The organism is Rubrivivax gelatinosus, assembly GCF_016583785.1.
GTDB lineage: Bacteria > Pseudomonadota > Gammaproteobacteria > Burkholderiales > Burkholderiaceae_C > Rubrivivax > Rubrivivax gelatinosus_B.
This window is the reverse complement of the sequence record NZ_NRRU01000040.1, coordinates 18,649-45,248: the sequence shown is the minus strand read 5'-3', so window position 1 is coordinate 45,248 and position 26,600 is coordinate 18,649. Positions and strand designations below refer to the sequence as shown.

Below are 26,600 nucleotides of genomic sequence, written 5' to 3'. Positions count from 1 at the left end.
GACACCGGCGATGAAGGCCCACACCGGCGGTGCGCCGGGCGAGGCCAGCGGCGCGACCATCGGGGCCGCTGCGCCGCCGGCGGCCAGCCGGGGCGCAGGCCGCGGCGCCGGCCCGGCGACGTCGTGTGCCGCGCGTTCCAGCAATTCGCGCCCGATGCGGCGCACGCCGGCTTCGGCGGCAAGTGCCAGCGCGCGGTCGCAGAGCACGTTGATGCGCCGCGGCACGCCGCCGCTGATACGGTGCACCAGGCCCAGCGCCTCGCCGTCGAATGGCAGCGCACCGGCATAACCGGCGACCGCGAGCCGGTGTTCGACGTAGGCCGCGGTCTGGGTCTCCGACAGCGCACCGAGGTGGAAACGCACGACGATGCGCTGCGCCAGCGGCTCCAGCTCGGGCCGGGCCAGCATCTCGCGCAACTCGGGCTGGCCGATCAGCAGCACCTGCAGCTTGCGGCCGCTGGAGTCCAGGTTGGTCAGCAGGCGCAGTTGCTCCAGCACTTCGTCGGACAGCGCCTGGGCCTCGTCGATGACGATCAGCGTGCGCCGCCCCTGGGCGTGCGCCAGCAGCAGGTGGCCGTGCAGCGCGTCGACCATGTCGACCGGGCCCTCGGCCGGCGGCAGCTCGACGTGCAGGTCCTCGAACACGCGTGCGATCAGCGCGTCCACGCCCAGCTTCGGGTTGACGACGCTGGCGACGTCGATGTTGGACGGCAGCTGCTCGAGGAAGGTGCGCCAGACGGTGGTCTTGCCGGCGCCGATCTCGCCGGTCAGCAGCACGAAGCTGGCGCCACGCGCCAGGCCGTAGTTCAGCAGTTCCAGCGCCTCGCGGTGCTGCTCGCTCGGATAGAGGAAACGCGGGTCCGGGGCGATCGAGAAGGGCTCGCGCGCCAGACCGAAGAAGGATTCGACCATGTCGCGCACGAGCATAACCGGGGAGCCGGCGCCGCCCGGCGCTACAGCATCACCGCCAGGCGTTCGAGGATCAGCACCGCGAAGAAGCCGAGCGCGGCCAGCACCGTCCACTTGACGATGACGATGCCGCGGCGGCGCCAGACGCCCTGCCCGGTGGCGATGTACATCGCGAAGCACAGCAGCCCGGCCAGCAGCAGCAGGCCGAAGACGAGACGGAAGATCAGCATCGCGCCGCGGTCACCAGGCCGGCGCCAGCTCGGCGAAGCCGCGCGGGGCGTCGCTCTCGCGCTCGAAGCTGACGATCTCGAAGGCGCTCTGGTCGGCCAGCAGCTTGCGCAGCAGCTTGTTGTTCAGCGCGTGGCCGCCCTTGAAGGCGGTGTAGGCGGCCAGCAGCGGCTTGCCGGCGACGTGCATGTCGCCGATGGCGTCGAGGATCTTGTGCTTCACGAACTCGTCGTCGTAGCGCAGGCCGTCGGCGTTGAGCACGCGGTATTCGTCGACGACGATGACGTTGTCCATGCTGCCGCCCAGGCCCAGGCCGCGCGAGCGCATCATCTCGACGTCCTTGGTGAAGCCGAAGGTGCGGGCGCGTGCGATGTCGGTCTTGTAGCGGCCCGAGCCGAAATCGAACTCGCGGCGCTGGCCGGTGGCGTCGAGCGCCGGGTGGTGGAACTCGATCTCGAAGCTGAGCTTGTAGCCGTGGTAGGGCTCCAGACGTGCCCACTTCAGCGACGCGCCCTCGCCTTCGCGCAGCTCGACCGCCTTCTTCACGCGCAGGAAACGCTTGGGCGCGTTCTGCAGCTCGATGCCGGCGCTCTGCAGCAGGAAGACGAAGCTCGCCGCCGAACCGTCGAGGATGGGCACCTCCTCGGCGGTGATGTCGATGTAGACGTTGTCCAGCCCCAGGCCGGCGCAGGCCGACAGCAGGTGCTCGATGGTCTGCACCTTGGGCGCGCCGGGGTCGCCGTTCGGGCTGATCGTCGTCGCCATGCGCGTGTCGCTGACGGTGTCGGGGCGCACCGGGATGTCGACCGGCACCGGCAGGTCGATGCGGCGGAAGACGATGCCGGTGTCCGGCGGGGCGGGGCGAAGCGTCAGTTCGACCTTCTGCCCGCTGTGGACACCGACGCCCACGGCCCTCGTCAGGCTCTTCAGGGTGCGCTGCTGGATCATCTCCGTATTGTCCCGCATGGCGCCGTGCCGGGGCGAGCGGCGGGTCAAGGCGTACTCAATGGCGGAAATTGGCAAATTTGTCAGAGGCGAGCGGTTCATCTGCCGGCACGAATGCCGATAGCTTGCGAAGAACACGGGATTTCCCGGAGGAGCTTTGCATGGTTTTCTTTCGCGACCTGCGCATCGGCGTGCGCCTGGGCGGGGCCTTCATCGTCGTGCTGCTGCTGATGGTGGCAACGCTCGCGCTTGCCGGCTGGACGATGTCGGGCATGCAGGACCGCACCCGCCACATCGTCGACGTCGAGTACCGCAAGGTCGCGCTCGAAGGCGCGGCGCTGGACAACGTGCGCGGCAGCATCGGCCGCGTGATGCAGCTCGTCGGCGACACCGACCCCGAGCGCCTGACGAAGGCGCGCGAGCGGCTGCAGGTCAACGTCAAGGCCTTCGACGATGCGATGGCCGAGCTCAAGCCGCTGCTCGACGACGCCGAGGCCGTCGCGCTGTTCGCCAAGGCCGACGCCGGGCGCCAGCGCTACAAGGACGAGATCGGCAAGGTCTTCGCCACCGTCGACAGCGCCGACGAGGGCGCCGCGCGGGCGCAGCTGTTCGGCGTCACCTACGAGTCGCTGCACGCCTTCGCCGGCCAGTTGCGCGAGCTGCAGAAGTACAACCAGAAGGCGCTCGAGCAGGCCAACACCGAGAACGAGGCCGCCTACGCCAAGGCGCGCCTGACGATGATCGTCGCGGCGCTGGTCGCGCTGACCACCGGCGGCCTGCTCGCCTGGGCGATCACGCGTTCGATCACGGTGCCACTGAACAGCGCCGTCGAGGTCGCCGACCGTGTCGCCGCCGGCGACCTGAGCGCCGAGATCCCGAAAGGCGGCCGCGACGAGACCGGCCGGCTGCTGACGGCGCTGGCGCGCATGAACGCGGCGCTGGTCGAACTCGTCGGCGAGCTGCGCGGCGCCTCGGACTCGATCGCCACCAGCAGCTCCGAGATCGCGGTCGGCAACGCCGACCTGAGCCGGCGCACCGAGTCGCAGGCCAGCAGCCTGCAGCAGACCGCGGCGTCGATGGAGGAACTGGCGTCGACCGTGCGCAGCAACGCCGAGACGGCGCAGCAGGCCGCGACCCTGGCTTCCGAGACCGCCGTCGGCGCCACCTCCGGCGGCGAGGCGATGCAGCGTGTCGTCGCCACGATGCAGGCCATCGGCACGAGTTCGCAGCGCATCGGCGACATCATCGGCACGATCGACGGCATCGCCTTCCAGACCAACATCCTGGCGCTGAACGCCGCGGTCGAAGCGGCCCGCGCCGGCGAGCAGGGCCGCGGCTTCGCGGTCGTCGCCAGCGAGGTGCGCCTGCTGGCGCAGCGTTCGGCCGAAGCCGCGCGCGAGATCAAGACGCTGATCGGTGCCAGCCGCGAGACGGTCGACAGCGGCCACGGCCTGGTCGCCGACGCCGGCCAGCGCATCGCCGCCATCGTCTCCCAGGTCGAACGTGTCAACGTGCTCGTCGCCGAGATCGGCCACTCCAGCCAGGAGCAGCGTGCCGGCATCGACCAGGTCGGCCAGGCGGTGACCTCGCTGGACGACGTGACGCAGCAGAACGCCGCGCTCGTCGAAGAAAGCGCCGCGGCGTCCGACAGCCTGCGCCGCCAGGCCGAGGCGCTGCAGACCCTGGTCGGGCGCTTCCGCGTCGCCGCCTGATTCAGCGGCGCAGCGTCGCCGTCAGCCGCGCGGCGTCGGCGCGCAGCCGCGCCAGGTCCAGGCCCGGGATCGTGTCGTTCTCGACGACGACACGCCCGGCCACCAGCAGCGCCTTCAGCGGCGTGCGCCCGCCGCTGGCCACCGGCGCGACGGCGGGGTCGTGCAGGCCGAAGTGGCGCGGCTCGCAGGGGTCGTAGAGCGCGAGGTCGGCACCCTGCCCGACTTCGAGCGTGCCGATGCCGTCCAGCCCGAGCACACGCGCGCCGCCGGCGCTGCCGACGTGCACCACGTCCTCGACCGACATCGCGCCCGCATGGCCGCCGGGCTGGCCGGCGAAACGCCCGGCGCGCGGGTCGGCGCGGTGCGTCAGCCAGCAGGCGTGGGCTTCGCTCAGCATGTCGCAGGCTTCGTTCGAGGCCGCGCCGTCGACCGCCAGGCCCACCGGCACGCCCAGCGCCAGCGCCTCGGGGATGCGGGCGATGCCCGAGCCCAGGCGCGCATTGCTCTGCGGGCAGTGGGCGATGCCGGTGCCGGTCTCGGCGCAGCGGCGCAGCTCGGCGTCGTCCAGGTGCACCATGTGGGCGTACCAGACGTCGGGGCCCAGCCACTCGTGGCGCTCGGCGAACTCGATCGGCGTGCAGCCGTGGCGCTCGCGCGCCCAGCGCCGGTAGTCGTCGGTCTCCGACAGGTGGCTGTGCAGCCGCAGCCCCAGGCCGCGCGCGTGGCGCGCGATCTCGCGCAGCTCGTCGCCGGTGCAGCTGGTGTGCGGCGTCGTGATCGCGCTGACGACGCGGCGCATCGCCTGCGGCGAGGGGTCGTGGAACCGTGCCGCGTCGTGTTCGACGCCGGCCAGGAACTGCTCCAGCGTCTCGGGCTCGGCTTCGGGCGGCGCGTCGGCGCTGGGCAGGGTCTGGCCGCCGCGGCAGAGCACGAAACGCAGCCCCAGGCGCTCGGCTTCGTCGAAGCAGATCGCCGACGGGTCGTAGCCCATGCCCGGATAGACGTGGTACTGGTGGTCGGCCACCGTGCCGCAGCCCGACAGCGCCAGTTCGACCAGGCCGACGCGCACCGCGACGCGGAAGGCCTCTTCGTCGCGGAAGCCGGCGCGGTACGGCACCGTCACCGCGCCCAGCCAGGGCACGAGCGGCAGGTCGATCGCCTCGGGAATGCCCTTCAACAGGCTCTGGAACAGGTGGTGGTGGGTGTTGACCCAGGCCGGGTAGGCGATGCAGCCGCTGGCGTCGAGCACACGTTCGCCGGGTTCGGGGGTCAGCGTGCCGATGGCGGCGATGCGGCCGGCGCGCACGCGCAGGTCCACCGGGCCGCGCACACGCATCGTGTCGCGGCGGCCGGTCCAGAGTTCGGCGGCGCCGCGGACGAGGAGGTCGGTCATGGGAAGCAGGCAGGGACGGGAACGGCGGCAAGTATCCCCCCGGCCACGCCGGCAGGCGCCGGCGCGCGGCGTGCAGCGCCCCGTCAGAACTGCAGGAAGCTCAGGCCCAGGCCGACGCTGTTCTGGCGGAAGTTGTAGTCGGTCAGCGTCTCGCCGTAGCCGCCGAAGAGCTGGAAGTACCAGCGCAGCCCGTTGGGCTGGCTGGGGAACACCGGGTAGGTGTAGTCGAACTGGTAGGCGCCGTAGTGCCCGTCCTTCAGCGTCGTGCGGTACATCAGCGACGCGGTGTGCAGCCCCGAGGCCCAGCCGAACGTGAACTCGGCGCGGCCGCGGTGCTGCACGAGATCGGGGTTGTCGTCGTCGGCGGCCGACTCCGACAGCCGGTGGTTGATGCGCGCCTGCAGCGTCCAGGGCCCGCGCTCGAAGCCGGCGCCGAGGTAGGTCCGGTTCCAGCTGCGCGACAGCGGGTCGCTCTGGCCGTTGGACTGGTGCGCCAGGCCGAGCTCGGTGTAGCGCCAGCGCCAGCCCAGCGGCAGCGTGCCCAGCGCCTGGGGCGTGGGCACGATGTACATCAGCTCGGGCTCGAAGTCGGAGTTGCGGAAGGGCTTGGAATCGGTCGAGTTCCAGATCTGCCACAGCACCTGCTGGGTGTAGCCGAACCACAGGTCGGCGTCGGGCAGCAGCAGCCCCTGCGCCAGCTTGGCGCGCACCGAGAGCTGGAACTTGGCCTCGACGTTGCGGTAGTTGGGCTGCTCGACCTCGTCCTGCGTCGGCGTCTTCGGGCGGCGGTTGATGCGGTCGGTGTAGTGCACCGGCATCACGTAGTTGGGCCGGTAGCCGGTGAAGTTGAAGATGCCGCGTTTGTCGGCGCGGTCCAGCTCCCAGTACTTGGACAGCAGGCTGCCGCCCTTGGCTTCGGCCGGGTCCTCGACCGGAGCGCCGCGTGCGGCCAGCAGCGTCGGCGGCACGTCGGCGGCCGGCAGTGGCGCGGCGGGCGCACGGCCGGCGACGCGGTCGTAGCAGGCGAGGCGGTCGGGCGCGGCGGCGATCTCGACACACTCGGCCAGGCGCGCATCCGGGGGGTCGCCGGCCGCGAGGGCCGGGGCGGCGGCGCAGAGCGCCAGCAGGGACAGCGGACCGGGCAGCGGGCGAACGGACATGGGCAGGTTACGGATGTGGCGACGGCGGCGAGCTTAAGGCTGTCCGCCGGCTGTAGGCCGCTGCCCACACCCGGACGCGGTGTCTGGCGATGGCGCCGCCATGGCGCCGGCGTTGCAATGAAGACACGCGGTCGCGCCCTTGCAGGCGCGGCCCGCCCACCACCAGGAGCACGAGATGAGCACGACCCACGCCCCGCTGTTCGGCGAACGTTCGCTGACACTCGTTGCCGCCCTCTTTCCGGAGCCGGCTGCCGCACGCCGCGCCGCCGAGAGCCTGCGCACCCAGATGGCCGGCAGCGACCGCGACGTCACCGTCGTCGCCCCGGGCGACCCCGACATCGCGCGCAAGCTCGAGCCCGAGCAGGGCGGCATCTGGCGCACCTTGAAACGCAGCCACCTGGTGCTCGGCGCCGCGGGGCTGGGCGCCGGGCTGCTGCTGGCGGCGCTTCTGGTCGTCTTCGGCTGGCCGGCAGCGGTCGCGTCGCCGCAGGTGACGACGGCCGTCTGCGTCGGCTTCGGCGCCGTCGCCGGCATGATGCTGGCCGGGCTGCTGACGCTGCGCCCCGACCATGCGCTGGTCATCCGCCAGGTGCGGCACGCGCTGAAACACGGCCGCAGCGCCGTCGTCGCCCACCCGCGCGACGCAGCCGCGGCCAGCCAGGCCAGCGCCGCGCTCGAAGCCGCCGGCGGCGAGGTCGTGCGTTCGGTCTAGGCCGCTCGCAGCGCCTGCACCAGCGCGTCGTAGACCACGCGGCAGCGCCGGCTGTTGCGCAGGTCGCCGTGCATCACGATCCAGGCCGGCAGGCGGATCTCGACCTCGGCCGCCAGCACCCGCACCAGGCCGGGCCCGGCGAGCGCCGTCTGGCAGGCACCGATGCCGGCGCCGGCACGGATCAGCGCCAGCTGCCCCAGGTCGCTGTCGCAGCGCAGCGCGAAGTTCGCGCGCTGCCACAGCGGCAGCGCCTGGCGCGCCGCGCGCAGATACGGCGTCTCGACGTCGAAGCCGATCAGCGCATGCGTCTGCAGGTCGGCGATGCGCTGCGGCACGCCGTGGCGCGCCAGGTAGCGCTCGTGCGCGTGCAGGCCGACCAGCACGTCGTCGACCCGCGTGGCCACCAGCACCTCCTGCTGCGGTGGGGCCATGCGCACCGCGATGTCGGCTTCGCGCTGCACCAGGTCCTGCAGCCGGTTGCTGGGCACCAGCTCGATCTGCAGCTGCGGGTGCGCCTCGCGCAAGGCCGCGAGCACCGGCGGCAGGCGTTCGACTGCGACGACTTCGCTCGCCGACACCCGCACCGCACCCCGCAGCTCGGCACCGAAGCCGCGCGCGGTGCGTTCCAGCGCCGCCGCCTGGTTCTGCATCGCCTCGGCCGCGGGCTGCATCGCCAGCGCCGCCTCGGTCGGCATCAGCCCGGCCTGCGAACGTGTGAACAGCGCCTGCCCGAGCGCGCGTTCGAGCGCCGCGACGTGGCGGCCGACGGTCGGCTGCGTCAGCCCCAGCGAGCGCGCCGCGGCCGACAGCGAGCCTTCGTGCAGCACGCCCAGGAACGAGCGGTAGAGCTCCCAGCCGATGGTTTCTTCCATACGGATTTGTATAGCGACTCGGCTGAGTTCTGCAATTCTCTTCAAGCCATGCGCTACCCAGAATGGCGCCCATCCGCAGGTTCGGGAGCAGACCATGGGTTCGCAAGACAGGGTTTTGGTACTGGGCGCCACCGGCGGCGTCGGCGGCGAGATCGCTCGCCAGCTGCGTGCCGCCGGCTGGCCGGTGCGTGCGCTGCGGCGTGGGCCGGCGGCCGCGGCGCTCGACGACGGCATCGAGTGGCAGGTCGGCGATGCGATGCAGACCGAAGACGTGATGGCGGCTGCGCGCGGCTGCAGCGTCATCGTGCACGCGGTCAACCCGCCCGGTTACCGGCGCTGGAGCGAGCTGGTGCTGCCGATGCTGGACAACACGATCGCCGCGGCCCGCGCCCACGGCGCCACCGTGGTGCTGCCGGGCACGGTCTACAACTACGGACCCGACGTGTTCCCGCTGATCGCCGAAGACGCGCCGCAGCGGCCGCTGACGCGCAAGGGCGCGATCCGCGTCGAGATGGAGCGCCGGCTCGAAGCCGCCGCCGCCAGCGGCGCGCTGCGCGTGCTGATCCTGCGCTGCGGCGACTTCTTCGGCCCGGGTGTGCGCAACAGCTGGTTCAGCCAGGGCATGTTGCGACCGGGCCGGCCGGTGACGCAGGTACAGCTGCCCGGCCCCGGCGTCGGCCACCAGTACGCCTACCTGCCCGACGTCGCCCGCTGCGTCCTGCGCCTGCTGGCGCGCCGAGCCGAGCTGCCGGCCTTCACCCGGCTGCATTTCGGCGGCCACTGGGACGATGACGGCAGCCAGCTCGCCCGCGCCGTGCAGCGTGTCGTCGTCGCCCATGGCGGCGCGACGCCGCGGCTGGCGCCCTTCGGCTGGTGGCAGGTCTGGCTGGCCGCGCCCTTCGTCACCACGCTGCGCGAACTGCTGGAGATGCGCTACCTGTGGCGCCAGCCGGTGCAGCTGGACAACCGCCGCCTGCTCGCGCTGCTCGGCGACGAGCCGCACACGCCGCTGGACGAAGCCGCAGCCACGACGCTGCAGGCACTCGGGTGCCTGCCGGCCGCGCCACCCCGAGCGGCTCGCAGCCTCAGGCCCTTGCCGTAGCCGGCGCGGCCAGCGGCACGCGGGTCTCGAACTTGGAGCAGTGCATCGCGAACATGCTCTTGAAGTTGCGCACGTTGTGGTTTGACGAAAAGAGCTCGCGCGTGAACGCGTGGTAGTCCTGCATCGAGGCGGCGCTGACGACGAGCAGGAAGTCGAACTCGCCCGAGACCTCGTAACACGCCATCACCGCCGGCTCGGCCGCGATGCGCTGCTCGAACTGGCGCAGCAGCGCGTCGTTCTGGCGGTCGAGTTCGACCGAGACGAACACCGTCAGCGGCCGGCCGACCTGCTGCCGGTCGACCAGCGCCACCTGCTTCATCAGCACGCCCGAGGCACGCATCGCCGCGATGCGGCGCTGGCAGGTCGCGGGCGAGGAGCCGGCCCGCTCGGCCAGCGTGCGCATCGTCAGCGCGGCGTCGTCCTGCAGCAGGTCCAGCAGGTGCAGATCGAGCGCGTCCAGTGCGGGGCCGGCGGCAGGCATGCGGGTCATGATCTCTTCGTCGGGCAATCGGTGAGACAAACATAGCACCGTCGCCATCCTCGCGAGGCAACGGCTCGGTTCCTCGCGCCAACAATGTGCCGCTGCCACTGCGAAGCCTGCGATGAACCCGACACCCGACTCGCCCGCGACCGAGCCCGCGCCCGAAGCCGACTGGGTGCGCTGGCGCCACGACTTCCACCGCTTCCCCGAGACCGGCTTCGACGAACACCGCACCGCCGAGCGCATCGCCCAGGTGCTGACGCTGCTCGGGCTCGAGGTGCAGCGCGGCGTCGGCGGCACCGGCGTCGTCGCGACGCTGCGGGCCGGCAGCGGCCGCGGCGTCGTCGGGCTGCGTGCCGACATGGACGCACTGGCGATCACCGAGAACGCGCCGCAGCGCGCCCACACGTCGGCGCACCCGGGCCGCATGCACGCCTGCGGCCACGACGGCCACATGGCGATGCTGCTGGGCGCGGCGCAGCTGCTGGCCGAAGGCGGCGGTTTCGACGGCACGGTGCGCTTCGTCTTCCAGCCGGCCGAGGAGCACGGCCGCGGCGCCGCGGCGATGCTGGCCGACGGGCTGCTGGCGCGTTTCCCGATGGACGAGATCTACGGTCTGCACAACATGCCGGGCATCGCCGCCGGGCGCTTTGCGACCCGCGTCGGCGCCATCATGGCCAGCGAAGACAACTTCGTCATCCGCATCCACGGCCGCGGCGGCCACGCGGCGCGGCCGCACCAGCTGGTCGACCCGCTGGTCATCGGCGCCGAGATCGTGCTGGCGCTGCAGACCATCGTCTCGCGTTCGGTCGACCCGCAGCAGCCGGCCGTCGTCTCCTGCACCGGGTTCCACACCGACGGCATCCGCAACGCCGTGCCGTCGGAGGTGGTGATCAGCGGCGACACACGCAGCTACGCGCCCGAGGTGCAGGCGCTGCTGGAGCGGCGCATGCGGGAGCTCTGCGACGGCATCTGCCGCGCCCACGGTGCGAGCTGCGAAGTCGAATACACGCACGAGTTCGCGCCGACCGTGAACCACGCCGCCGGCGTCGCCGCCGCGCTCGAGGCCGCGCGCCGTGTCGTCGGCACCGGGCGTGTCGACGCCGACACGCCGCCGGTGATGGCCTCCGAGGACTTCGGCCGCTTCCTGCTGCATCTGCCCGGCGCCTTCGTCTTCATCGGCAACGGCGCCGGCAGCGAGCCCGGCGCAACGCCGCTGCACAACGCCGGCTACGACTTCAACGACGCCCTGGTGCCACTGGGCGCACGCTGGTTCGCCGAACTGGTGCGGCTGCGCCTGCCCGTCATCGCGGAGGAACGGCCGTGATCTTCCAGAACCCCAACACCACCCGGCAGCCCTACCCGCCCGCGCTGCAGGCGCTGCTGAACCAGGACGCCTGCCGCGCCGGGCGCGAAGCGCTGTCGCAATGGTCGCTGCTGGCGCCGCAACCGACACCGCTGTGGCCGCAGCCCGGGCTGGCCGCCGCGCTGGGGCTGGCGGGCATCGACATCAAGGACGAGTCGAGGCGCTCGGCGCTCGCCAGCTTCAAGGCGCTGGGCGCGCCGCTGGCGCTGCTGTGGCGCGTGCAGCGGCGCTGGCCGGACGCCGGCTGGAGCGCGGCGGCCCTGTTCGCCGGCCGCCACGCGCAGGCGCTGGCCGGCTATACCGTCGTCAGCGCCACCGACGGCAACCACGGGCGTGCACTCGCCGCCGCGGCACAAAGCCTGGGCTGCCGCTGCGTCATCGTGCTGCACGCCCAGGTCAGCGCCGAACGCGAAACCGCGATCGCCGCCTGCGGTGCCGAGATCGTGCGCATCGCCGGCAACTACGACGCGTCGGTGGCCGAAGCCGCGCGCCTGGCCGAAGCCAATGGCTGGGACGTCATCTCCGACACCTCGTACGAAGGCTACGAGGCGGTGCCGCGCGACGTGATGCAGGGTTACGCGGTGATCGCCGACGAGGCGCTGGAGCTGGCGCCCGACGGCCCCTGCCCCTACAGCCACGTCGTGCTGCAGGGCGGCGTCGGCGGGCTGGCGGCCGGCATCGTGAGCCTGTTCTGGCAGCGCTACGGCGCCGCGCGCCCACGTTTCATCGTCGTCGAACCCGAGCAGGCCGACTGCCTGCTGCAGAGCGCACGCGCCGGCCGCCCGGCGCCGGCCGGCGGCAGCGTCGACTCGGTGATGGCGGGGCTGGCCTGCGGTGAACCCTCGCCGCTGGCCTGGCGTTTCCTGCAGCCGGCGGTGGACCTGTTCATGACCGTCGGCGACGAGGCCGCGGTGGCGGCGATGCGGCGGCTGGCCGAAGGCGCCCACGGCGACGTGCCGGTGCTCGCCGGCGAGTCGGGTGTCGCCGGCCTGGCCGGGCTGCTGGCCTTGTGCGCGCGGCCCGACGGGCGCGCCGCCGCCGGGCTGGACGCCGGCTCGCGTGTGCTGCTGATCAGCACCGAAGGCGCGACCGCACCCGCCCTCTACCGCGAACTCGTCGGCCGCGACGCCGACGCCGTGCTCGCGGCACAGCGCGGCTGGCTGGCGCGGCAGGCGATAGCCGAAGACCGGCTGCTGGCGCGGCTGAACGAACACGGCGCCATCGGCGCCACCGCCGACGGCGGCGTCTGCCGGCTGGCGCTGAGCGACGCCGACCGTGCCGGCCGCGACCGCCTCGTCGCCTGGATGCGGGAGCTGGGCCTGGCGGTGCAGATCGACGCCATCGGCAACATCTTCGGCACCCGTGCCGGCACCGAGCCCGGGGCCGCACCGGTGATGGTCGGCTCGCACATCGACACCGTCGCCAACGGCGGCCGCTACGACGGCAACTACGGCGTTCTCGCCGGGCTGGAAGTGCTGCGCCGGCTGGACGAAGACGGCGTGCACACGCGCCGGCCCATCGTCGTCGCCGCGTTCACGAACGAAGAAGGCGTGCGTTACCAGCCCGACATGCTGGGTTCGCTGGTGCACGCCGGCGGCCTGGCGTTGCAGGACGCGCTGGACACGGTGGGCAGCGACGGCACACGCCTGGGCGACGAGTTGCGGCGCATCGGCTACGCCGGCGAGCTGCCGGTCGGCAGCATCCGGCCGCACGCCTACGTCGAGCTGCACATCGAGCAGGGGCCGGTGCTGGAGGCCGAAGCTGCAGCCATCGGCGCGGTCGCCGACCTGCAGGGCATCTCGTGGCAGGAGATCGTCATCCGCGGCCAGAGCAACCACGCCGGCACGACGCCGATGCGGCTGCGCCACGACGCCGGCCATGCCGCGGCGGCGGTGGCGGTCTTCGTGCGCGAACTGGCGCTGCGCCTGGGCGCCGGCCAGGTGGCGACGGTCGGGCGGCTGGAGCTGCAGCCCGGGCTGATCAACGTCATCGCGTCGCAGGCGACGCTGACGGTGGACCTGCGCAACAGCGACGAGGACCGGCTGCGCCAGGCCGAAGCCGAACTGCAAGCCTTCCTGCAGCGGCTCGCCGAGCAGGAAGGCGTGACGATCACGGCGCGCCGGCTGGCGCGTTTCGAGCCGGTGGTGTTCGACCCGCGGCTGCTGCGGCTGATCGAAGCCGCCGCCGCCGGGCGCGGGCTGGCGACGCGGCGCATGACCTCGGGCGCCGGCCACGACGCGCAGATGCTGGCGCGCATCTGCCCGGCGGCGATGATCTTCGTGCCCAGCGCGGGCGGGCTGAGCCACAACCCGCGCGAGCACACGTCCGCCGCCGAACTCGCGCAGGGCGCGAGCGTGCTGCTGGACGTGGTGCGGCGGCTGGCCGCCGAATAGGCCGGCCCGCCGCCCGCGCCGGCCTTAGGCCGGCGTCGCCTCGGCCTGGATCGCCGTCAGCGCGATCGTGTAGACGATGTCGTCGACGAGCGCGCCCCGCGACAGGTCGTTCACCGGCTTGCGCAGGCCCTGCAGCATCGGTCCCACCGAGATCACGCCCGCCGAGCGCTGCACCGCCTTGTAGGTGGTGTTGCCGGTGTTCAGGTCGGGGAACACGAAGACGTTGGCACGGCCGGCGACCGGCGAGTTCGGCGCCTTCTGGCGGCCGACGCTCTCGACCGAGGCCGCGTCGTACTGGATCGGGCCGTCGACGGCCAGTTCCGGACGGCGCTCGCGCACCAGGCGCGTGGCTTCGCGCACCTTGTCGACGTCGACACCCGTGCCCGACGCGCCGGTCGAGTACGAGATCATCGCGACCCGCGGCTCGATGCCGAAGGCCGCGGCGCTGTCGGCCGACTGGATCGCGATCTCGGCCAGTTCGTCGGCGCTCGGGTCGGGGTTGATCGCGCAGTCGCCGTAGACCAGCACCTGGTCGGGCATCAGCATGAAGAACACCGACGAGACGATGGACGAACCCGGGGCCGTCTTGATCAGCTGCAGTGCCGGCCGCACGGTGCTGGCGGTGGTGTGCACCGCGCCCGAGACCAGGCCGTCGACGTCGCCGGTGGCCAGCATCATCGTGCCGAGCACGACGGTGTCCTCCAGCTGCGCCGTCGCCTGCTGCGGCGTCAGGCCCTTGGACTTGCGCAGCTCGACCATCGGCGCAACGTAGCGCTCGCGCACCACGTCCGGGTCGAGGATCTCGACGTCCTGCGGCAGCTCGATGCCGTGCAGCGCCGCGGCGGCACGCACGGTCTCGGGCGAACCCAGCAGCACGCAGTGGGCGATGCCCTTGCGCGCGCAGATCGCGGCCGCTGCCAGCGTGCGCGGCTCGTCACCTTCGGGCAGCACGATGCGGCGCTGCGCCGAACGCGCCGAGCGGATCAGCGCGTGGCGGAACATCGGCGGCGTCATCGTGCGCGCGCGCAGATCGCCCGGCACGGCGGCGAAGCCGGAGACGTCCAGGTGTTCGGCGGCGTGCTGCACCAGACGGTCCATGCGCTCGACGTCGTCGATGCGCACGCGCCGGTCCAGCGCCGCCAGCTGCGTTGCGGCCTCGTAGGTCTGGAGGTCCGTGCGCAGGATGTTGAGCCCGGCGCGGCGCGGCTCGAGGAAGCTCTTCAGCGACGGCGCCAGTTCAGCGCCGCAGGTCAGCAAGATGCCGGCGATCGGCATGCCGGTGGCCTTGGCGAAGCTCGTCGTCAGCACGACGTCGGAGCGGTCGCCCGGGGTCACGACCAGCGTGCCGGGGCCCAGGCGCCCGACCAGGTGCTCGGGGCTGCGTGCGGCGACGACGACGTCCTGCACGCGGGCGCCGGCCAGGTCGCCGGCTTCGACGATCTCGAAGCCCAGATCCTCGACGACGTCGGACAGGCGCGGTGCGGCCATCGCCGCGTTCTCCGGCACGATGCCCAGCAGCGGCGCGGCCGCGGTGCCGGCCACCGCGTCGGCGGCCAGGTCCTCGGGCGCACGCGCGACGACGACGCCGACCGGCGTCGCGCCGTCGCGGCCGAAGCGGTGCAGCACGTCGGCGATGCGGTCGCCGAGCGCGGGGATGCTGTCGACAGCGCCGGGCACCACCGGGATGACGTCGGCGCGCAGCGCCTTGGCCACGGCGAGGTCGAGGTCGGTGACGAGCGGATGGCCGTCGGCCGGCGCGGCGCCTTCGACGACGACGATGTCGACGCCCTCGGACGCGGCGTGCACCAGCGCGACCACGTCCTCGAGCAGGGTGTCGATGTCACCGGCACGCGTCATCGTCTCGGCCTTGTCGAGCGTGATCGCGTCCGGCACCTCGAAACCGAAGATCTGGCGCGCGAACACGACCGAACGGTCGCGGCCATCGCCGGCGAGGTCGGGGTCGGCGATCGGCTTGACGAAGGCGACCTTGGCGCCGGCGACCTGGAGCGCACGCACCAGGCCGAGCGCGATCGAGGAGACACCGAAACCGGGTTCGGTCGGGACGACGTAGAGCAGGCGGGCGGAACGGGCGGGGGTCATCACGCGGCCTCCATCTCGGAGGAAGCGGCAGCGCCGCCGAAGGCGATGGCCGCGGTGTCGCGGGCGATCGTGCCTTCCTCGTCGGTGGGAACGACCAGCGCGCTGGGCTTGTGGGATCGGCTGACGACGCCGGTGGCGCCGCCGCGTGTCACGCGGTTGCGCTCCTCGTCGACGTCCAGGCCGAAGATCGCCAGGCGCTTGAGCACCGCGGCACGCACCGTCGCCGAGTTCTCGCCGATGCCGCCGGTGAACACGACGGCGTCCAGGCGCGGCAGCGCCGTCGCCAGCGCGCCGACGGTCTTGGCGATGCGGTAGGTGAAGACCTCCAGCGCCGCCTGGGCGCCTTCGTGGCCTTCGGCGGCCGCCGCTTCCAGCGTGCGGCAGTCGTTGGACAGCTCGGACAGGCCGAGCAGGCCGCTCTTCTTGTTGACCAGCGCATCCACGCCGTCCAGGTCGAGCCCGGCGCGGCGCGCGATGTAGAGCAGCGCGCCGGCGTCGACGTCGCCCGAACGCGTGCCCATCACCAGGCCTTCGACCGGGGTCAGGCCCATCGAGGTGTCGACGCTCACGCCGTTGCGGATCGCGGTCGCCGAGGCGCCGTTGCCCAGGTGCAGGATGACCAGGCCGTTGTCCTGCGGGTCGAGCTCGAGCTGCTCGATCGCGCGGCCGGCGACGTAGCGGTGCGAGGTGCCGTGGAAGCCGTAGCGGCGCACGCCGAGTTCACGCCGGTACTGCTGCGGCAGCGCGTACAGGTAGGCCTCGCGCGGCATGGTCTGGTGGAAGGCGGTGTCGAACACCGCCACCTGGCGCGCCTGCGGCAGCGCCGCGATCGCGGCGCGGATGCCGATCAGGTTGGCCGGGTTGTGCAGCGGCGCCAGCGCCGAGCAGGCTTCGATGTCCTGCAGGACCTCGGGCGTGATCTCGACCGAACGCGTGAAACGTTCGCCGCCGTGCACGACGCGGTGGCCGACGGCGGCGATGCGCTCGAGCAGGCCGCGTGCGCCGACGAAGGCCAGCAGCGCGTCCAGCGCCTGGCGGTGGCCGCCGCCGTCGAGTTGGGTGGTGATGCGTTCACCGTCGGCGTCGAAGCGGATGCGCGCGTCGGGCGCGTCCAGGCATTCGGCCAGGCCGCTGATCAGGGCGGCGGGCTCGGCCGGGTCGAACAGCGCGAACTTCAGGGATGAGGAGCCGCAGTTGACGACGAGCGTGAGCGGCGAGGAGATGGGCATGGAAAAACTTTCGAACAGGGGCAGCCCGCAGGCCGGACTCCGCAAGGGGGTCGGATGAGATCGTGCGTATCGCCTGCTGGGAAGGGCGCCCATCTCGGGACAAACGCGCGGCATGACGACACTCCTGTCAGCCTGCGGGCGATCCGGGGTCAAGCAGCGGGTGCACGTAAACCCGCATACCGGAAGCGGCGATATATAACCGATCGCCGCCCGCCGCGGTGTGGGCGGCAAGCGACGAAACGTCAACGCCTCACATTTCAGGCACGTTCGACGCAGAGCGCGACGCCCATACCGCCGCCGATGCACAGCGTCGCCAGCCCCTTGCGGGCCTCGCGGCGCTGCATTTCGTGCAGCAGCGTGATCAGCACGCGCGCGCCGGACGCACCCACCGGGTGGCCGAGCGCGATCGCGCCGCCGTTGACGTTGACCCTGGTGGGATCAAGGTCAAGCTGGCGCGCGACCGAGATCGCCTGCACCGCGAAGGCCTCGTTGGCTTCGACCAGGTCGAGGTCGGCGACGGTCCAGCCGGCCTTGGCCAGCGCCTTGCGCGACGCCGGGATCGGGCCGGTGCCCATGATCTGCGGGTCGACGCCGGCGGTGGCCCAGGACTTGATGTGCGCCAGCGGCTTGATGCCGCGTGCGGCGGCGTCGGCGGCCGTCATCAGCACCAGGGCGGCGGCGCCGTCGTTGATGCCCGAGGCGTTGCCGGCGGTCACGCTGCCGGCCTTGTCGAAGGCCGGGCGCAGCTTGGCCAGGGCTTCGAGCGTGGCGCCGTGGCGCACGAACTCGTCCTGATCGAAGACGGTGTCACCCTTCTTCGACTTGATCGTCACCGGCACGATCTCGGCGGCGAAGCGGCCCGCCTTCTGCGCCGCCTCGGCCTTGTTCTGCGAAGCCACCGCGAAGGCGTCCTGCTCTTCGCGCGTGATGCCGAACTGGCGGGCGATGTTCTCGGCCGTGATGCCCATGTGGTAGCCGTGGAAGGCGTCGGTGAGCGCGTCCAGGATCATGCTGTCGACGAACTCGAGCGGGCCCATCTTGACGCCGTTGCGCAGGTGGGCGACGTGGCGCGCGCGGCTCATGCTCTCCATGCCGCCGGCGACGATCACGCGGGCGTCGCCGCAGGCGATCTGCTGGGCGCCGAGCGCGACCGCGCGCAGCCCCGAGCCGCAGACCTGGTTGATGCCGAAGGCGGTGGCTTCCTGCGGGATGCCGGCGCCGATGGCGGCGCGGCGCGCCGGGTTCTGCGCCTGGCCGGCGGTCAGCACCTGGCCGAGGATCACCTCGTCGACGGCGCCGGGTTCGACGCCGGCCCGTTCGAGCGCGGCGCGGATCGCGACGATGCCCAGATCGGCGGCTTCGAGCGAAGCCAGCGAGCCGTTGAAGGAGCCGATCGCGGTGCGGGCGGCGGAAGCGATGACGATGTCGGTCATGTCTTGAATCTCCTGGCCGGCAGTGCCGCGCCGAACGGGTTCTCGGCTGCGGGGCGCTGACGGCGGTGGTCGGTAGGAAGGAATCCGGGGTTTGAAAGGCGGGGGGCCGGTTCGCGGCCGGCCCCCCGTCCGCGACGCCTTACAGCGTCAGGGCCAGTCCCCAGAGAAGGAACATCACGAGCGGTGCGTTGAAGATCAGCTGCGTGAAGCAGAACCCGACGATGTCGCGGGCACGCAGGCCGAGCACACCGAGCAGCGGCAGCATCCAGAACGGGTTGATCAGGTTGGGCAGCGCTTCAGCGGCGTTGTAGACCTGGACCGCCCAGCCCATGTGGGCGTGAAGGTCCTTGGCGGCCTGCAGCACGTAGGGCGCTTCGATGATCCACTTGCCGCCGCCCGAGGGCACCAGGAAGCCGAGGATCGCCGAGTAGATGCCGATCACGACCGGGAAGGTGTGCTCGTTGGCGATCGAGACGAAGAGCTCGGAGATGTGGTGCGAGATCGAGACGCCGTCGGTCCCGGTGACGTGCGTCAGGATCGCGGCGATGGCGCCGTAGAACGGGAACTGGATCAGCACCCCGGCCGTCGTCGGCACCGCCTTGGCCACCGCCTTCAGGAAGGAGCGGATGTTGCGGTGCAGCAGCAGGCCGATCATCAGGAACACGAAGTTGTAGGTGTTCAGGTTCGAGATGACGTTGAGCGGGCTCTTGGCCTGGAACTCGGTCCAGATGAAGCCGGCGGCCAGCAGCACGACCAGGATCGGCAGGATCGGCGAGAACTCGAACCAGTCGCCCGGGCGGCCGGCGGTCTCTTCGACCTTGGCGTCGGCCGACACGTCGCAACCCATGTCCTGGGCGGTCTTGACGGTGGCGCCGCGCGGTGCCGAGAAGTAGGCCACCGTGATCGTGCAGGCCATGATGATCACGCACATCACGATCGACTGCGGCAGGAAGATCGTTTCCGACAGCGGGATCACGCCGCTGATGTCCGAGATCGACTTGGGCAGCGAGGCCGGGTTGGCCTGCAGCATCGCCGAGGACGAGGACAGACCCAGCGCCCAGGTCGCGCCCAGGCCGAGGTAGGCCGCGGCGCCGGCGGCGCGGTAGTCCATGTGCAGGTTGGAGCGCCGCGCCAGGGCGCGCACCAGCAGGCCGCCGAGCACCAGGCTCAGCGCCCAGTTGAACATCGACGCGATCATCGAGATCGTCGCGACCCAGGCGATGGCGCCGCGGCCGGTCTTGGGCACCGCCGCCAGGCGGTCGATGAGGCGCGTGCACGGCGGCGACGCGGCGACGACGTAGCCGGCGATGGCGACCATCGCCATCTGCATCGTGAACGGGATCAGCGACCAGAAGCCGTCACCGAAGCCCTTGGCGATGGCCAGCGGCGAGGCGCCGATGAACAGGTCGCCGGCGACGACGGCAAACAGCGTCAGGATGACGAAGACGAAGGCGTCGGGGAACCACTTCTCGGCCCAGCCGGTGAAGGCGTAGGCCAGGCGTGCGAGGCCGCGGGGGCCGTCGGCGTCGTTCTGGGGAATCCCGTTTTTGTCGAGAACTGCTGACATGGTTGTCTTCCTGGGGAGAGAGGGCACTCAGGCGTCGATGGCCATCGTCGTGACGGTGCCCGGCACGATGAGGCGGGCCGCGGTGGCGGCGACGACGTCCTTGACGGTGAAGCCGGGCGCGACTTCGCGCAGCACCAGGCCTTCGGCGGTGGGCTCGATGACCGCCATTTCGGTGACGATCAGGTCGATGCGGCGCACCGAGGTCAGCGGCAGGAAGCAGCGCTCGATGATCTTGGGCTCGCCCTTGGCGGTGTGCGTCATGGCGACGATCACGCGCTTGGCGCCGCTCACCAGGTCCATCGCGCCGCCCATGCCCGGGACCATCTTGCCCGGCACCATCCAGTTGGCGAGCTGGCCGGCTTCGTCGATCTGCAGGCCGCCGAGCACGGTGACGTCGAGGTGGCCGCCGCGGATGAAGCCGAAGGAGGCGACGCTGTCGAAGGCCGCGGCGCCAGGCACGATGCTGGTGGGCGTGCCGCCGGCGTCGGTCAGCGCATCGGCCGCCATGCCGGGTTCGGGCAGCGGCGTCATGCCGATGACGCCGTTCTCCGACTGGAAGAAGACGTTGACGCCCGTGGGCAGGTAGCGCGCCACCAGCGTCGGCAGGCCGATGCCCAGGTTGACGAGCTGGCCGCTCTTGAGTTCCTGGGCCACGCGCTTGGCGATGAGGGTCTTGTCGTCCATGTCAGGCCTCCTTGGCCACGAGGGTGTCGACGACCACGGAGACGGTCTCCACGTGGTCCGGGGCGATCATCCCGACCGGCACGATCTCGCCGGCTTCGGCGATCACGTGGTCGGCGGCCATCGCCATCACCGGGTTGAAGTTGCGAGCCGTGAGCTCGTACTGGAGGTTGCCGATGTAGTCGGCGCGCCAGGCGGCGACGAGCGCGAAGTCGGCGCGCAGCGGCGTCTCGACGAGGAAGGTCCGGCCCTGAACCTCGAGGGTCTGCTTGCCTTCGGCGACCACGGTGCCGACGCCGGTGGGCGTGAGCACGCCGCCCAGACCGGTGCCGCCGGCGCGGATGCGCTCGGCCAGCGTGCCCTGCGGCACGAGCTCGACCTCGATCTCGCCGGCGATCATGCGTTGCTGGGTCTCGGGGTTCAGGCCGATGTGCGAGGCGACCAGCTTCTTGACGGCGCCGGCGGCGATCAGCTTGCCGATGTCGACACCTTTGCGCGCCGTGTCGTTGGCGATGACGGTCAGATCACGCTTGCCTTGGCGGACGAGTTCGTCGATCAGGCGGTGCGGTGAGCCGACCCCCATGAAGCCGCCGATCATCAGCGTGGCACCGTCCGGGATTCGGGCGACGGCATCCGCGAGAGCGGTTACTTTGGACATTGTCTTGGTTCTCCGGTATGCGCTCCGCAACCTATTGGGCGGCGAAGCATCTTGGGGACTTTCCGTGAACACCCTCGAAATCCTGAGGGAGCGAGCCTTTTCCGCAAAGGCCGTGCCAAATACCCAAGCCGTTGTTTTTAAAGGGTTTCATCTGCAATTCGTAATTGAGTAACAGGTACCCATGTGAAAACCACTGCGCAGCTGCGCAAAGAACTGCACACCCGGAGCGCCATACCTTTCGGCACGACCCGCCAAGGCCACCGACAATGCGGCCCGTAGCCGAGGCAAGCGAATGACGACAACCGATCCCGCGCACGCGCGACGCGCCGGGAACCCCAGGCCCCGGCACCACCGGGTGCAGGAGTTCCTGCAGCCCTTTCACACGCTGCGCAACCGGTTGATCGCGACCTCGCTGGTGGTGGTGGCACTGCCGATCGCAGGCGTCGCGATCGCGCTCGTCTACCAGGAGCGCGGCGCGGTGCTGGTGGAGAAGGAGAAGAAGCTCTACGCGATCACGCGCATCCTCGACTCCGAGCTCGGCCCCGGCTTCGATGCCTACCTGGCCGGCGTGCCCGGCGGCTGGGACAACCGCGAAGCCGCGATCCGCCGCCTGTCCGAGCGCCTGACGCCGCTGACCGACCGCGTCGCCGCGGCCGAGCCCGGCATCGGCGTGGGCTACTACGTGCGCCGGCTCGACGCCATCGTCACCTACGGCCCGAGCCGCGACTACGCCTACACGATCGGGCGATCGATCCCCGCCGACCACCCCGGGCGCGAGGTGATGGCGCTGAACCAGCCGCGTGTCACCGAAGGCAGCCTGGTGCGCGGCTCGATCCTGAACGCGATGCGGCCGATCGAGCGCAAGGGCCAGGTCATCGGCTACGTCTGGGCCAACGAGACCACCGAGGCCATCGGCCTGCAGCAGCGCCTGACCTACCTGGCCGCGGTCGCGACCGCGCTCTTCGGCTTCGGCGTCGCCTTCGTGCTGGTCTGGGTGATGTCGCACCGGCTCGCGCGCGAGGTCGACGTCGTCGTCGACGGGCTGGAGGCGATGGAGACCGACCTGCGCTATCGCATCCCGCCGCTGCGCGACGAGCTCGGCGTCGTCGTCGATGCGATCAACGGCATGGCCAAGGCGCTGCTGGACGCACGCTCGCTGACCGAGAACATCCTGTCCAGCGTCGCCGACGGCATCGTCGCCGTCGACCACCGTGGCGTCGTCACCGCGATCAACCCGGCGGCGCAAAAGCTCTACGAGGTCACGGCCGAGCAGGCGCTGGGCCGCCCGTACCGCGACCTGTTCACCAGCAACCGGACGCACAGCGCGCTGCTGGACACGCTGGACAGTGGCCGCACCAACGTCGGCGTCGCCGTCGAGCTGACACGCGGCGAGCACACCTTCAAGGTCGACGCCTCGGCCAGCGTGCTGCGCGACGGCGACGGCCGCCCGATCGGCGCCGTCGTCGTGCTGAAGGACGTCAGCGAGCGCGACCGGCTGATGGTGCAGGTGATGCGCGCCGACCGCCTGGCCGCGCTCGGCGAGCTGACGGCCGGCATCGCGCACGAGATCCGCAACCCGCTGACCTCGATCCGCGGCTTCCTGCAGTACCTGCAGGACTGCGAGTCGATCGAGGAATGGCGCCACTACGGGCCGCTGATCATCCGCGAGGTCGACAGCCTGAACCACATCGTCGGCGAGCTGCTCGCCTTCGGCCGGCCGCGGCCGCCGCAGATCGACAGCATCGACATCGGCGAACTCGTGCGCGAGACCGCCTTCCTCGCGCGCGGCCGCTCCGACGCGCAGGTGGCGGTGAAGCTCGAGCCCGGGCTGCCCGGCATCGAAGGCGACCGCGAGGCGCTGAAGCAGGCGATCCTGAACCTGCTGATCAACGCCATACAGGCGCTGCCGCAGGGCGGCCACGTCGAGATCGCGGTGGCCGCGGTCGACGCCGGGCTGGTCAGCATCGCCGTGTGCGACGACGGCGTCGGCATCTCGCCGGAGAACCTGGCCAAGGTCTTCGACCCCTTCTTCTCGACCAAGGCTTCGGGCACCGGCCTCGGGCTGGCGATGGTGCACCGCATCGTCGACGCCCACGCCGGCACGATCAGCATCGACAGCCACATCGGCGAGGGCACCACTGTGGAGATCCGTCTTCCGATACGCTGCCCCCGCCCCGACCAAACGAGCGACCCCGCGCCATGACACCCGACCACCCCACCGCCATCGTCTGCGACGACGACGAGGCGATCCGGCGCATGCTCGCCGCCGTGCTCGGCAAGGAGGGCCTGCGCGTCGTCACCGCCTGCGACGGCGCCGAGGCCGTCGAGGCCTACCGCCGCGAGCGCCCCGACGTCGTGCTGATGGACATCCGCATGCCGCGCATGAGCGGGCTGGAGGCGCTGTCGGCCATCATGGGCATAGACCGCAAGGCCTCGGTGATCCTGATGACCGCGTTCGCCGAAGTCGGCACCGCGGTGCGTGCGATCAAGGACGGCGCCTTCGACTACGTCATCAAGCCCTTCGACCTCGACGAGATCCGCGTGCTCGTCAAGCGCGCGCTGGACATCCGCTCGATGCGCGAGGAGAACGCCTCGCTGCGGCGCGAGCTGTCCGAGCGCCTGGGCTCCGAGGCCATCCTGACCAACTGCCCGCAGATGGTCAGCCTGAAGCAGACCGTCGCCAAGGTCGCGCGCAGCCAGGCCACGGTGCTGGTGCACGGCGAGAGCGGCACCGGCAAGGAACTGTTCGCGTCGGCGCTGCACTACTGGTCGCCGCGCGCCGCCGGCCCCTTCGTCAAGGTGAACTGCGCCGCCATCCCCGAGACCCTGCTCGAGACCGAGTTCTTCGGCTGCGAGAGGGGCGCGTTCACCGGCGCCACCGCGCAGCGCCGCGGGCGCTTCGAGATGGCCGAACACGGCACGCTGTTCCTCGACGAGATCGGCGAGATCACGCCAGCGCTGCAGGTCAAGCTGCTGCGTGTGCTGCAGGAGCGCGAGTTCGAGCGTGTCGGCGGCAGCAAACCGGTGAAGGTGGACGTGCGCATCGTCGCCGCCACCAACCGCGACCTCGAGGCCATGGTGCGCGAGGGCACGTTCCGCCAGGACCTGTTCTTCCGCCTGAACGTGGTTTCGCTGCGCACGCTCCCGCTGCGCGAGCGGCCCGAGGACGTGATCCTGCTGGCCAACCACTTCCTCGACCGCTTCTGCGCCGAGAACGGCGTCGAGCTGCGCGGCTTCGACCCGGCGGCGCTGAAGTGCCTGTCCAGCTACGACTGGCCGGGCAACGTGCGCGAACTGGCGAACGCCGTCGAGCGGGCGGTCGTGATGACGACCTCCAACCAGATCCTGCCCGAGGACCTGCCCGACAACGTGCGCCGCCAGCGCGCCGGCAGCAGCGAGGTCGAGCCGGCGCCGACGACGGCCGGCGAAGACCGGCCGCTACGGGTGCAGGTCGGCGACTTCGAGGCCGAGGTCATACGTCGCGCGCTGACGCGCCACCAGGGCAACCGCGCGCGCACCGCCGCCGGGCTGGGCATCAGCCGGCGCGCCCTGCTCTACAAGCTGCAGGAATACGGCATCAGCTGAAGAGGCTCATTTTTAGCGCCTAATGCTCATTTTTGCGCTTTTCAAGCGCATTGTTGTCACTATCGGCAGCGCAGGCTGGCTTAATGGGCGCAGCCCCGCCCGTTGTCGCGGGGCCCACGACCCGGCGCCGGCGCGCCGCATGGAGACAGCATGGCCCTTCCCGACCTGAACCATCCCTGCTGGCGGCGGCTTGCCGACGGCGCCATCACGCGCATCAAGACGCAGCACCTGGGCACCCAGCTGCTGTGCAAGCGCATCGAGCGCAGCGCCGATCCGGTGAGCACCAAGATCGCCGACATGCACGCCTTCTTCAGCAAGTGGGAGCGCATCCTCCCGGCCGAGGTCCAGCAACTCACCGCCGTCTGAGGACACGATGAACCAACTCGTTTCACTGCAGACCGCCTGCGACCTGATCCGCACCGGCGCAGCGCTGTGCGTGGCCGGCACCGACGCCGCGCTGCGCGCGCTGCCGCCGGGCCGCTGGATCGGCGGCTCCATCCCCTACTTCATGCTGAACCAGGGCGGCACGGTGTCCGACGCGCAGCACGTCTTCGTCACCGACCTGGCGCCGCTGGGCGAGGTCAGCTTCGCCAGCTATGGCGCCGACGAGCTGGCAGGCATCGCCGGCCATGCGCCGGACAACGGCGTGTCGATCACGATCATCCCGGGCGGCAGCCGCGCCCACCAGCGTTTCGCCGCCGAAGCGGCCAGCTACGAGGACGCCTTCGTCAAACCCACCGTCGGCTGGATCGCCGGCTGCCACGTCAGCGAGATCGGCAGCGTCAGGCCCACGGTCTACGAAGGCAGCACCGGCACGCGCCACGAGGACCGCGCGGTCGTCGCCTACCTGAAGCTGCCCGCCGACAAGCTGGCCTGCATCGACATCGTCAACCTGTTCGAGCCCGACGACGGCGACGTGCTGCGCTTCGACGACACCAGCTTCGAGGTCGAGACCTGCCGCGTCAACGGCGAGCGCGTCAACTTCGCCTCCTACCTGCGCTCGCGCGGGCTGGAACACGGCCAGCTGCCGCTGGTGGGCGACTTCGCCGGTGCACGCATCAACGCCTCGCTGCAACGCGTGCCGGCCGCCGGCGGCCTGGTGCAGCTGTACGCGCCGGTGTTCCCGGGCGTGGACTACCGCGTCGCGCGCCCGATCGCCGACTACGCCGAGGCCTTCCGCAGCCGGCTCGCGGCGCAGGACCTGGACGGCGCGGTGCTGGCCTGCAACTGCGTGCTCAACTTCCTGTTCGGCGAACTCGAGGGCAAGGCCATCGGCGGCGTCCAGGGGCCGGCCACCTTCGGCGAGATCGCCTACCAGCTGCTGAACCAGACGATGGTGGTGCTGCGCGTGGTGTGAGCGGCCGGCCGTCGTCGGCCATCGTCGGCCGACGGCACCCGCGCACACGGCTCAGCCGCTCTTGCGCACGTGCCGCCCACGCGGCTTGCGGGTCTCGGCAGCGGTAGTGCCCACCGCCGCCTCGTCCCGGGCCTGAACGCGGCTCGCGCTGTCCTGCAGCGCGGCGATGAAGCGGCCGGGATCCGGCGGCTTCTGGAACAGCAGCACCTGGCCTGGCAGCGGGCCGAGCGCGGCCAGTTCGGCATCCGACAGCGCCGTGACGGCAATGAAAGCCGGCGGCTGGGGCCCACTGGCGCCGACCAGACTTCGCAGCATCTCGAAGCCGTCCATGTGCGCCACCTGGATGTCGGTGACGACGATGTCGGGGGCGGCCCGGCCGATCGCGACCAAGCCCCGGAATCCGTCTTCGACCGCTGCCACCTGGGCGTCCGGCAGCGCCTGACGCACCAGTTCCACCAGTTCTTCGCGCGCGCCCGGCTGGTTGTCGATCACGACCACCACGGGCGTCGCACCGGCTGCACGCTCGGCGAACAGACGCTCGGCGCTGGCGGCATCGATGCGCCGGTGTCCGCCCAGCGTCTTCCAGGCTTTCAGATGGCCGGAATCGACCCAGCGTTGAACGGTCTGCAGCGACACGCCCAGCCGCCTGGAAACTTCGATCGTGGTGTAGGAACGCTCGGCTAGAGGCACGGTGCGGCGAGTGTAGCGGGCCACCCG

At 71.4% G+C, this 26,600-nt stretch carries 23 protein-coding genes and 1 pseudogene; 10 read left to right on the top strand and 14 right to left on the bottom strand.

Annotation, left to right across the window (positions count from 1 at the left end; translation table 11 throughout):
- The 3 genes from CKO43_RS12325 to lpxC all read right to left on the bottom strand — a co-directional run.
- Positions 1-927 (bottom strand): ExeA family protein (locus CKO43_RS12325; protein ID WP_242481143.1); only part of this gene is annotated, 927 nt, incomplete at its 3' end.
- Between the two features lie 26 nt (positions 928-953).
- On the bottom strand, positions 954-1,139 hold the full coding sequence (locus CKO43_RS12320; RefSeq protein WP_200230133.1) for a hypothetical protein: 186 nt from the start codon (positions 1,137-1,139) through the stop codon (positions 954-956).
- A gap of 10 nt (positions 1,140-1,149) precedes the next feature.
- Positions 1,150-2,085, bottom strand: a complete 936-nt coding sequence (lpxC, locus tag CKO43_RS12315; RefSeq protein WP_200230189.1) for a UDP-3-O-acyl-N-acetylglucosamine deacetylase — start codon at positions 2,083-2,085, stop codon at positions 1,150-1,152.
- Between the two features lie 158 nt (positions 2,086-2,243).
- On the opposite strand from lpxC, the gene CKO43_RS26220 reads away from it, so the two are divergent.
- Complete coding sequence (locus tag CKO43_RS26220) at positions 2,244-3,794, top strand: methyl-accepting chemotaxis protein (protein WP_200378807.1); 1,551 nt, start codon at positions 2,244-2,246, stop codon at positions 3,792-3,794.
- Between the two features lies 1 nt (position 3,795).
- Here CKO43_RS26220 and CKO43_RS12305 read toward each other — a convergent pair whose 3' ends face one another.
- Together CKO43_RS12305 and CKO43_RS12300 are read right to left on the bottom strand one after the other, a co-directional pair.
- Positions 3,796-5,187, bottom strand: coding sequence for an amidohydrolase family protein (locus CKO43_RS12305; RefSeq protein ID WP_200378806.1), 1,392 nt, complete (start codon positions 5,185-5,187; stop codon positions 3,796-3,798).
- Between the two features lie 83 nt (positions 5,188-5,270).
- Positions 5,271-6,347, bottom strand: coding sequence for a phospholipase A (locus CKO43_RS12300; protein WP_200378805.1), 1,077 nt, complete (start codon positions 6,345-6,347; stop codon positions 5,271-5,273).
- A gap of 175 nt (positions 6,348-6,522) precedes the next feature.
- On the opposite strand from CKO43_RS12300, the gene CKO43_RS12295 reads away from it, so the two are divergent.
- Positions 6,523-7,059: a hypothetical protein gene (locus CKO43_RS12295; protein ID WP_200230142.1), complete on the top strand. Its 537-nt coding sequence runs from the start codon at positions 6,523-6,525 to the stop codon at positions 7,057-7,059.
- Here CKO43_RS12295 and CKO43_RS12290 read toward each other — a convergent pair.
- Positions 7,056-7,931, bottom strand: coding sequence for a LysR family transcriptional regulator (locus CKO43_RS12290; RefSeq protein WP_200230144.1), 876 nt, complete (start codon positions 7,929-7,931; stop codon positions 7,056-7,058). The two genes, CKO43_RS12295 and CKO43_RS12290, sit on opposite strands and share 4 nt — an antisense overlap.
- A gap of 94 nt (positions 7,932-8,025) precedes the next feature.
- Here CKO43_RS12290 and CKO43_RS12285 point away from each other — a divergent pair, with 94 nt between their 5' ends.
- Complete coding sequence (locus CKO43_RS12285) at positions 8,026-9,033, top strand: NAD-dependent epimerase/dehydratase family protein (RefSeq protein ID WP_200378804.1); 1,008 nt, start codon at positions 8,026-8,028, stop codon at positions 9,031-9,033.
- Here the strand turns inward: CKO43_RS12285 and CKO43_RS12280 are convergent.
- Positions 9,017-9,523: an Lrp/AsnC family transcriptional regulator gene (locus CKO43_RS12280; protein ID WP_242481142.1), complete on the bottom strand. Its 507-nt coding sequence runs from the start codon at positions 9,521-9,523 to the stop codon at positions 9,017-9,019. The genes CKO43_RS12285 and CKO43_RS12280 overlap by 17 nt on opposite strands.
- Positions 9,524-9,635: 112 nt before the next feature.
- Between CKO43_RS12280 and CKO43_RS12275 the strand changes: the two genes are divergently transcribed.
- The 3 genes and pseudogenes from CKO43_RS12275 (at position 9,636) to CKO43_RS25805 (ending at position 13,273) form a co-directional block, all read left to right on the top strand.
- A complete protein-coding gene (locus tag CKO43_RS12275) occupies positions 9,636-10,841 on the top strand; it encodes a M20 aminoacylase family protein (RefSeq protein ID WP_200378803.1) in 1,206 nt (401 codons plus the stop codon).
- Positions 10,838-12,007: pseudogene (locus CKO43_RS25810) on the top strand (diaminopropionate ammonia-lyase); the annotation flags it as partial. The gene CKO43_RS12275 and the pseudogene CKO43_RS25810, both read left to right, overlap by 4 nt.
- Before the next feature lie 33 nt (positions 12,008-12,040).
- Positions 12,041-13,273: a Zn-dependent hydrolase gene (locus CKO43_RS25805; RefSeq protein WP_242481146.1), complete on the top strand. Its 1,233-nt coding sequence runs from the start codon at positions 12,041-12,043 to the stop codon at positions 13,271-13,273.
- A gap of 24 nt (positions 13,274-13,297) precedes the next feature.
- On the opposite strand, the gene pta is transcribed toward CKO43_RS25805, so the two are convergent.
- The 6 genes from pta to CKO43_RS12240 form a co-directional block, all read right to left on the bottom strand.
- Complete coding sequence (gene pta / locus CKO43_RS12265; protein WP_200230151.1) at positions 13,298-15,373, bottom strand: phosphate acetyltransferase; 2,076 nt, start codon at positions 15,371-15,373, stop codon at positions 13,298-13,300.
- On the bottom strand, positions 15,373-16,602 hold the full coding sequence (locus CKO43_RS12260) for an acetate/propionate family kinase (protein WP_200230152.1): 1,230 nt from the start codon (positions 16,600-16,602) through the stop codon (positions 15,373-15,375). The genes pta and CKO43_RS12260 overlap by 1 nt, the downstream gene beginning before the upstream one ends.
- Positions 16,603-16,859: 257 nt before the next feature.
- Positions 16,860-18,035, bottom strand: a complete 1,176-nt coding sequence (locus tag CKO43_RS12255) for an acetyl-CoA C-acetyltransferase (protein WP_200230153.1) — start codon at positions 18,033-18,035, stop codon at positions 16,860-16,862.
- Positions 18,036-18,174: 139 nt separating this feature from the next.
- The gene (locus CKO43_RS12250) at positions 18,175-19,602 is read right to left on the bottom strand and encodes a short-chain fatty acid transporter (RefSeq protein WP_242481141.1); all 1,428 of its coding nucleotides are present in this window, start codon (positions 19,600-19,602) and stop codon (positions 18,175-18,177) included.
- 27 nt (positions 19,603-19,629) lie between these two features.
- Positions 19,630-20,286, bottom strand: a complete 657-nt coding sequence (locus CKO43_RS12245) for a 3-oxoacid CoA-transferase subunit B (protein WP_200230154.1) — start codon at positions 20,284-20,286, stop codon at positions 19,630-19,632.
- 1 nt (position 20,287) lies between these two features.
- The gene (locus CKO43_RS12240) at positions 20,288-20,941 is read right to left on the bottom strand and encodes a CoA transferase subunit A (RefSeq protein ID WP_200230155.1); all 654 of its coding nucleotides are present in this window, start codon (positions 20,939-20,941) and stop codon (positions 20,288-20,290) included.
- A gap of 292 nt (positions 20,942-21,233) precedes the next feature.
- Between CKO43_RS12240 and atoS the strand changes: the two genes are divergently transcribed.
- From atoS to CKO43_RS12220, 4 genes are all read left to right on the top strand, one after another.
- On the top strand, positions 21,234-23,144 hold the full coding sequence (atoS, locus tag CKO43_RS12235; RefSeq protein ID WP_200230156.1) for a two-component system sensor histidine kinase AtoS: 1,911 nt from the start codon (positions 21,234-21,236) through the stop codon (positions 23,142-23,144).
- Positions 23,141-24,526 carry an acetoacetate metabolism transcriptional regulator AtoC gene (gene atoC, locus CKO43_RS12230; protein ID WP_200378801.1) on the top strand — a complete coding sequence of 462 codons (1,386 nt, stop codon included), beginning with the start codon at positions 23,141-23,143 and terminating at the stop codon, positions 24,524-24,526. Before atoS ends, atoC begins: the two co-directional genes overlap by 4 nt.
- 150 nt (positions 24,527-24,676) lie before the next feature.
- The gene (locus CKO43_RS12225; protein WP_200230161.1) at positions 24,677-24,892 is read left to right on the top strand and encodes a hypothetical protein; all 216 of its coding nucleotides are present in this window, start codon (positions 24,677-24,679) and stop codon (positions 24,890-24,892) included.
- A gap of 7 nt (positions 24,893-24,899) precedes the next feature.
- Positions 24,900-25,883 carry a DUF6976 family protein gene (locus CKO43_RS12220; RefSeq protein WP_200230163.1) on the top strand — a complete coding sequence of 328 codons (984 nt, stop codon included), beginning with the start codon at positions 24,900-24,902 and terminating at the stop codon, positions 25,881-25,883.
- Positions 25,884-25,934: 51 nt separating this feature from the next.
- On the opposite strand, the gene CKO43_RS12215 is transcribed toward CKO43_RS12220, so the two are convergent.
- Positions 25,935-26,597 (bottom strand): excisionase family DNA-binding protein, encoded by a 663-nt coding sequence (locus CKO43_RS12215; protein WP_200378800.1) that lies wholly within the window; start codon positions 26,595-26,597, stop codon positions 25,935-25,937.
- Between the last annotated feature and the right edge of the window lie 3 nt (positions 26,598-26,600).

Excerpts from the sequence above, each read along its gene's own strand:
- CKO43_RS12320 (WP_200230133.1), bottom strand. The coding sequence starts at position 1,139 with ATGCTGATCTTCCGTCTCGTCTTCGGCCTGCTGCTGCTGGCCGGGCTG.
- lpxC (WP_200230189.1), bottom strand. The coding sequence starts at position 2,085 with ATGATCCAGCAGCGCACCCTGAAGAGCCTGACGAGGGCCGTGGGCGTC.
- CKO43_RS26220 (WP_200378807.1), top strand. The coding sequence starts at position 2,244 with ATGGTTTTCTTTCGCGACCTGCGCATCGGCGTGCGCCTGGGCGGGGCC.
- CKO43_RS12305 (WP_200378806.1), bottom strand. The coding sequence starts at position 5,187 with ATGACCGACCTCCTCGTCCGCGGCGCCGCCGAACTCTGGACCGGCCGC.
- CKO43_RS12300 (WP_200378805.1), bottom strand. The coding sequence starts at position 6,347 with ATGTCCGTTCGCCCGCTGCCCGGTCCGCTGTCCCTGCTGGCGCTCTGC.
- CKO43_RS12295 (WP_200230142.1), top strand. The coding sequence starts at position 6,523 with ATGAGCACGACCCACGCCCCGCTGTTCGGCGAACGTTCGCTGACACTC.
- CKO43_RS12290 (WP_200230144.1), bottom strand. The coding sequence starts at position 7,931 with ATGGAAGAAACCATCGGCTGGGAGCTCTACCGCTCGTTCCTGGGCGTG.
- CKO43_RS12285 (WP_200378804.1), top strand. The coding sequence starts at position 8,026 with ATGGGTTCGCAAGACAGGGTTTTGGTACTGGGCGCCACCGGCGGCGTC.
- CKO43_RS12280 (WP_242481142.1), bottom strand. The coding sequence starts at position 9,523 with ATGACCCGCATGCCTGCCGCCGGCCCCGCACTGGACGCGCTCGATCTG.
- CKO43_RS12275 (WP_200378803.1), top strand. The coding sequence starts at position 9,636 with ATGAACCCGACACCCGACTCGCCCGCGACCGAGCCCGCGCCCGAAGCC.
- pta (WP_200230151.1), bottom strand. The coding sequence starts at position 15,373 with ATGACCCCCGCCCGTTCCGCCCGCCTGCTCTACGTCGTCCCGACCGAA.
- CKO43_RS12260 (WP_200230152.1), bottom strand. The coding sequence starts at position 16,602 with ATGCCCATCTCCTCGCCGCTCACGCTCGTCGTCAACTGCGGCTCCTCA.
- CKO43_RS12255 (WP_200230153.1), bottom strand. The coding sequence starts at position 18,035 with ATGACCGACATCGTCATCGCTTCCGCCGCCCGCACCGCGATCGGCTCC.
- CKO43_RS12250 (WP_242481141.1), bottom strand. The coding sequence starts at position 19,602 with ATGTCAGCAGTTCTCGACAAAAACGGGATTCCCCAGAACGACGCCGAC.
- CKO43_RS12245 (WP_200230154.1), bottom strand. The coding sequence starts at position 20,286 with ATGGACGACAAGACCCTCATCGCCAAGCGCGTGGCCCAGGAACTCAAG.
- CKO43_RS12240 (WP_200230155.1), bottom strand. The coding sequence starts at position 20,941 with ATGTCCAAAGTAACCGCTCTCGCGGATGCCGTCGCCCGAATCCCGGAC.
- atoS (WP_200230156.1), top strand. The coding sequence starts at position 21,234 with ATGACGACAACCGATCCCGCGCACGCGCGACGCGCCGGGAACCCCAGG.
- atoC (WP_200378801.1), top strand. The coding sequence starts at position 23,141 with ATGACACCCGACCACCCCACCGCCATCGTCTGCGACGACGACGAGGCG.
- CKO43_RS12225 (WP_200230161.1), top strand. The coding sequence starts at position 24,677 with ATGGCCCTTCCCGACCTGAACCATCCCTGCTGGCGGCGGCTTGCCGAC.
- CKO43_RS12220 (WP_200230163.1), top strand. The coding sequence starts at position 24,900 with ATGAACCAACTCGTTTCACTGCAGACCGCCTGCGACCTGATCCGCACC.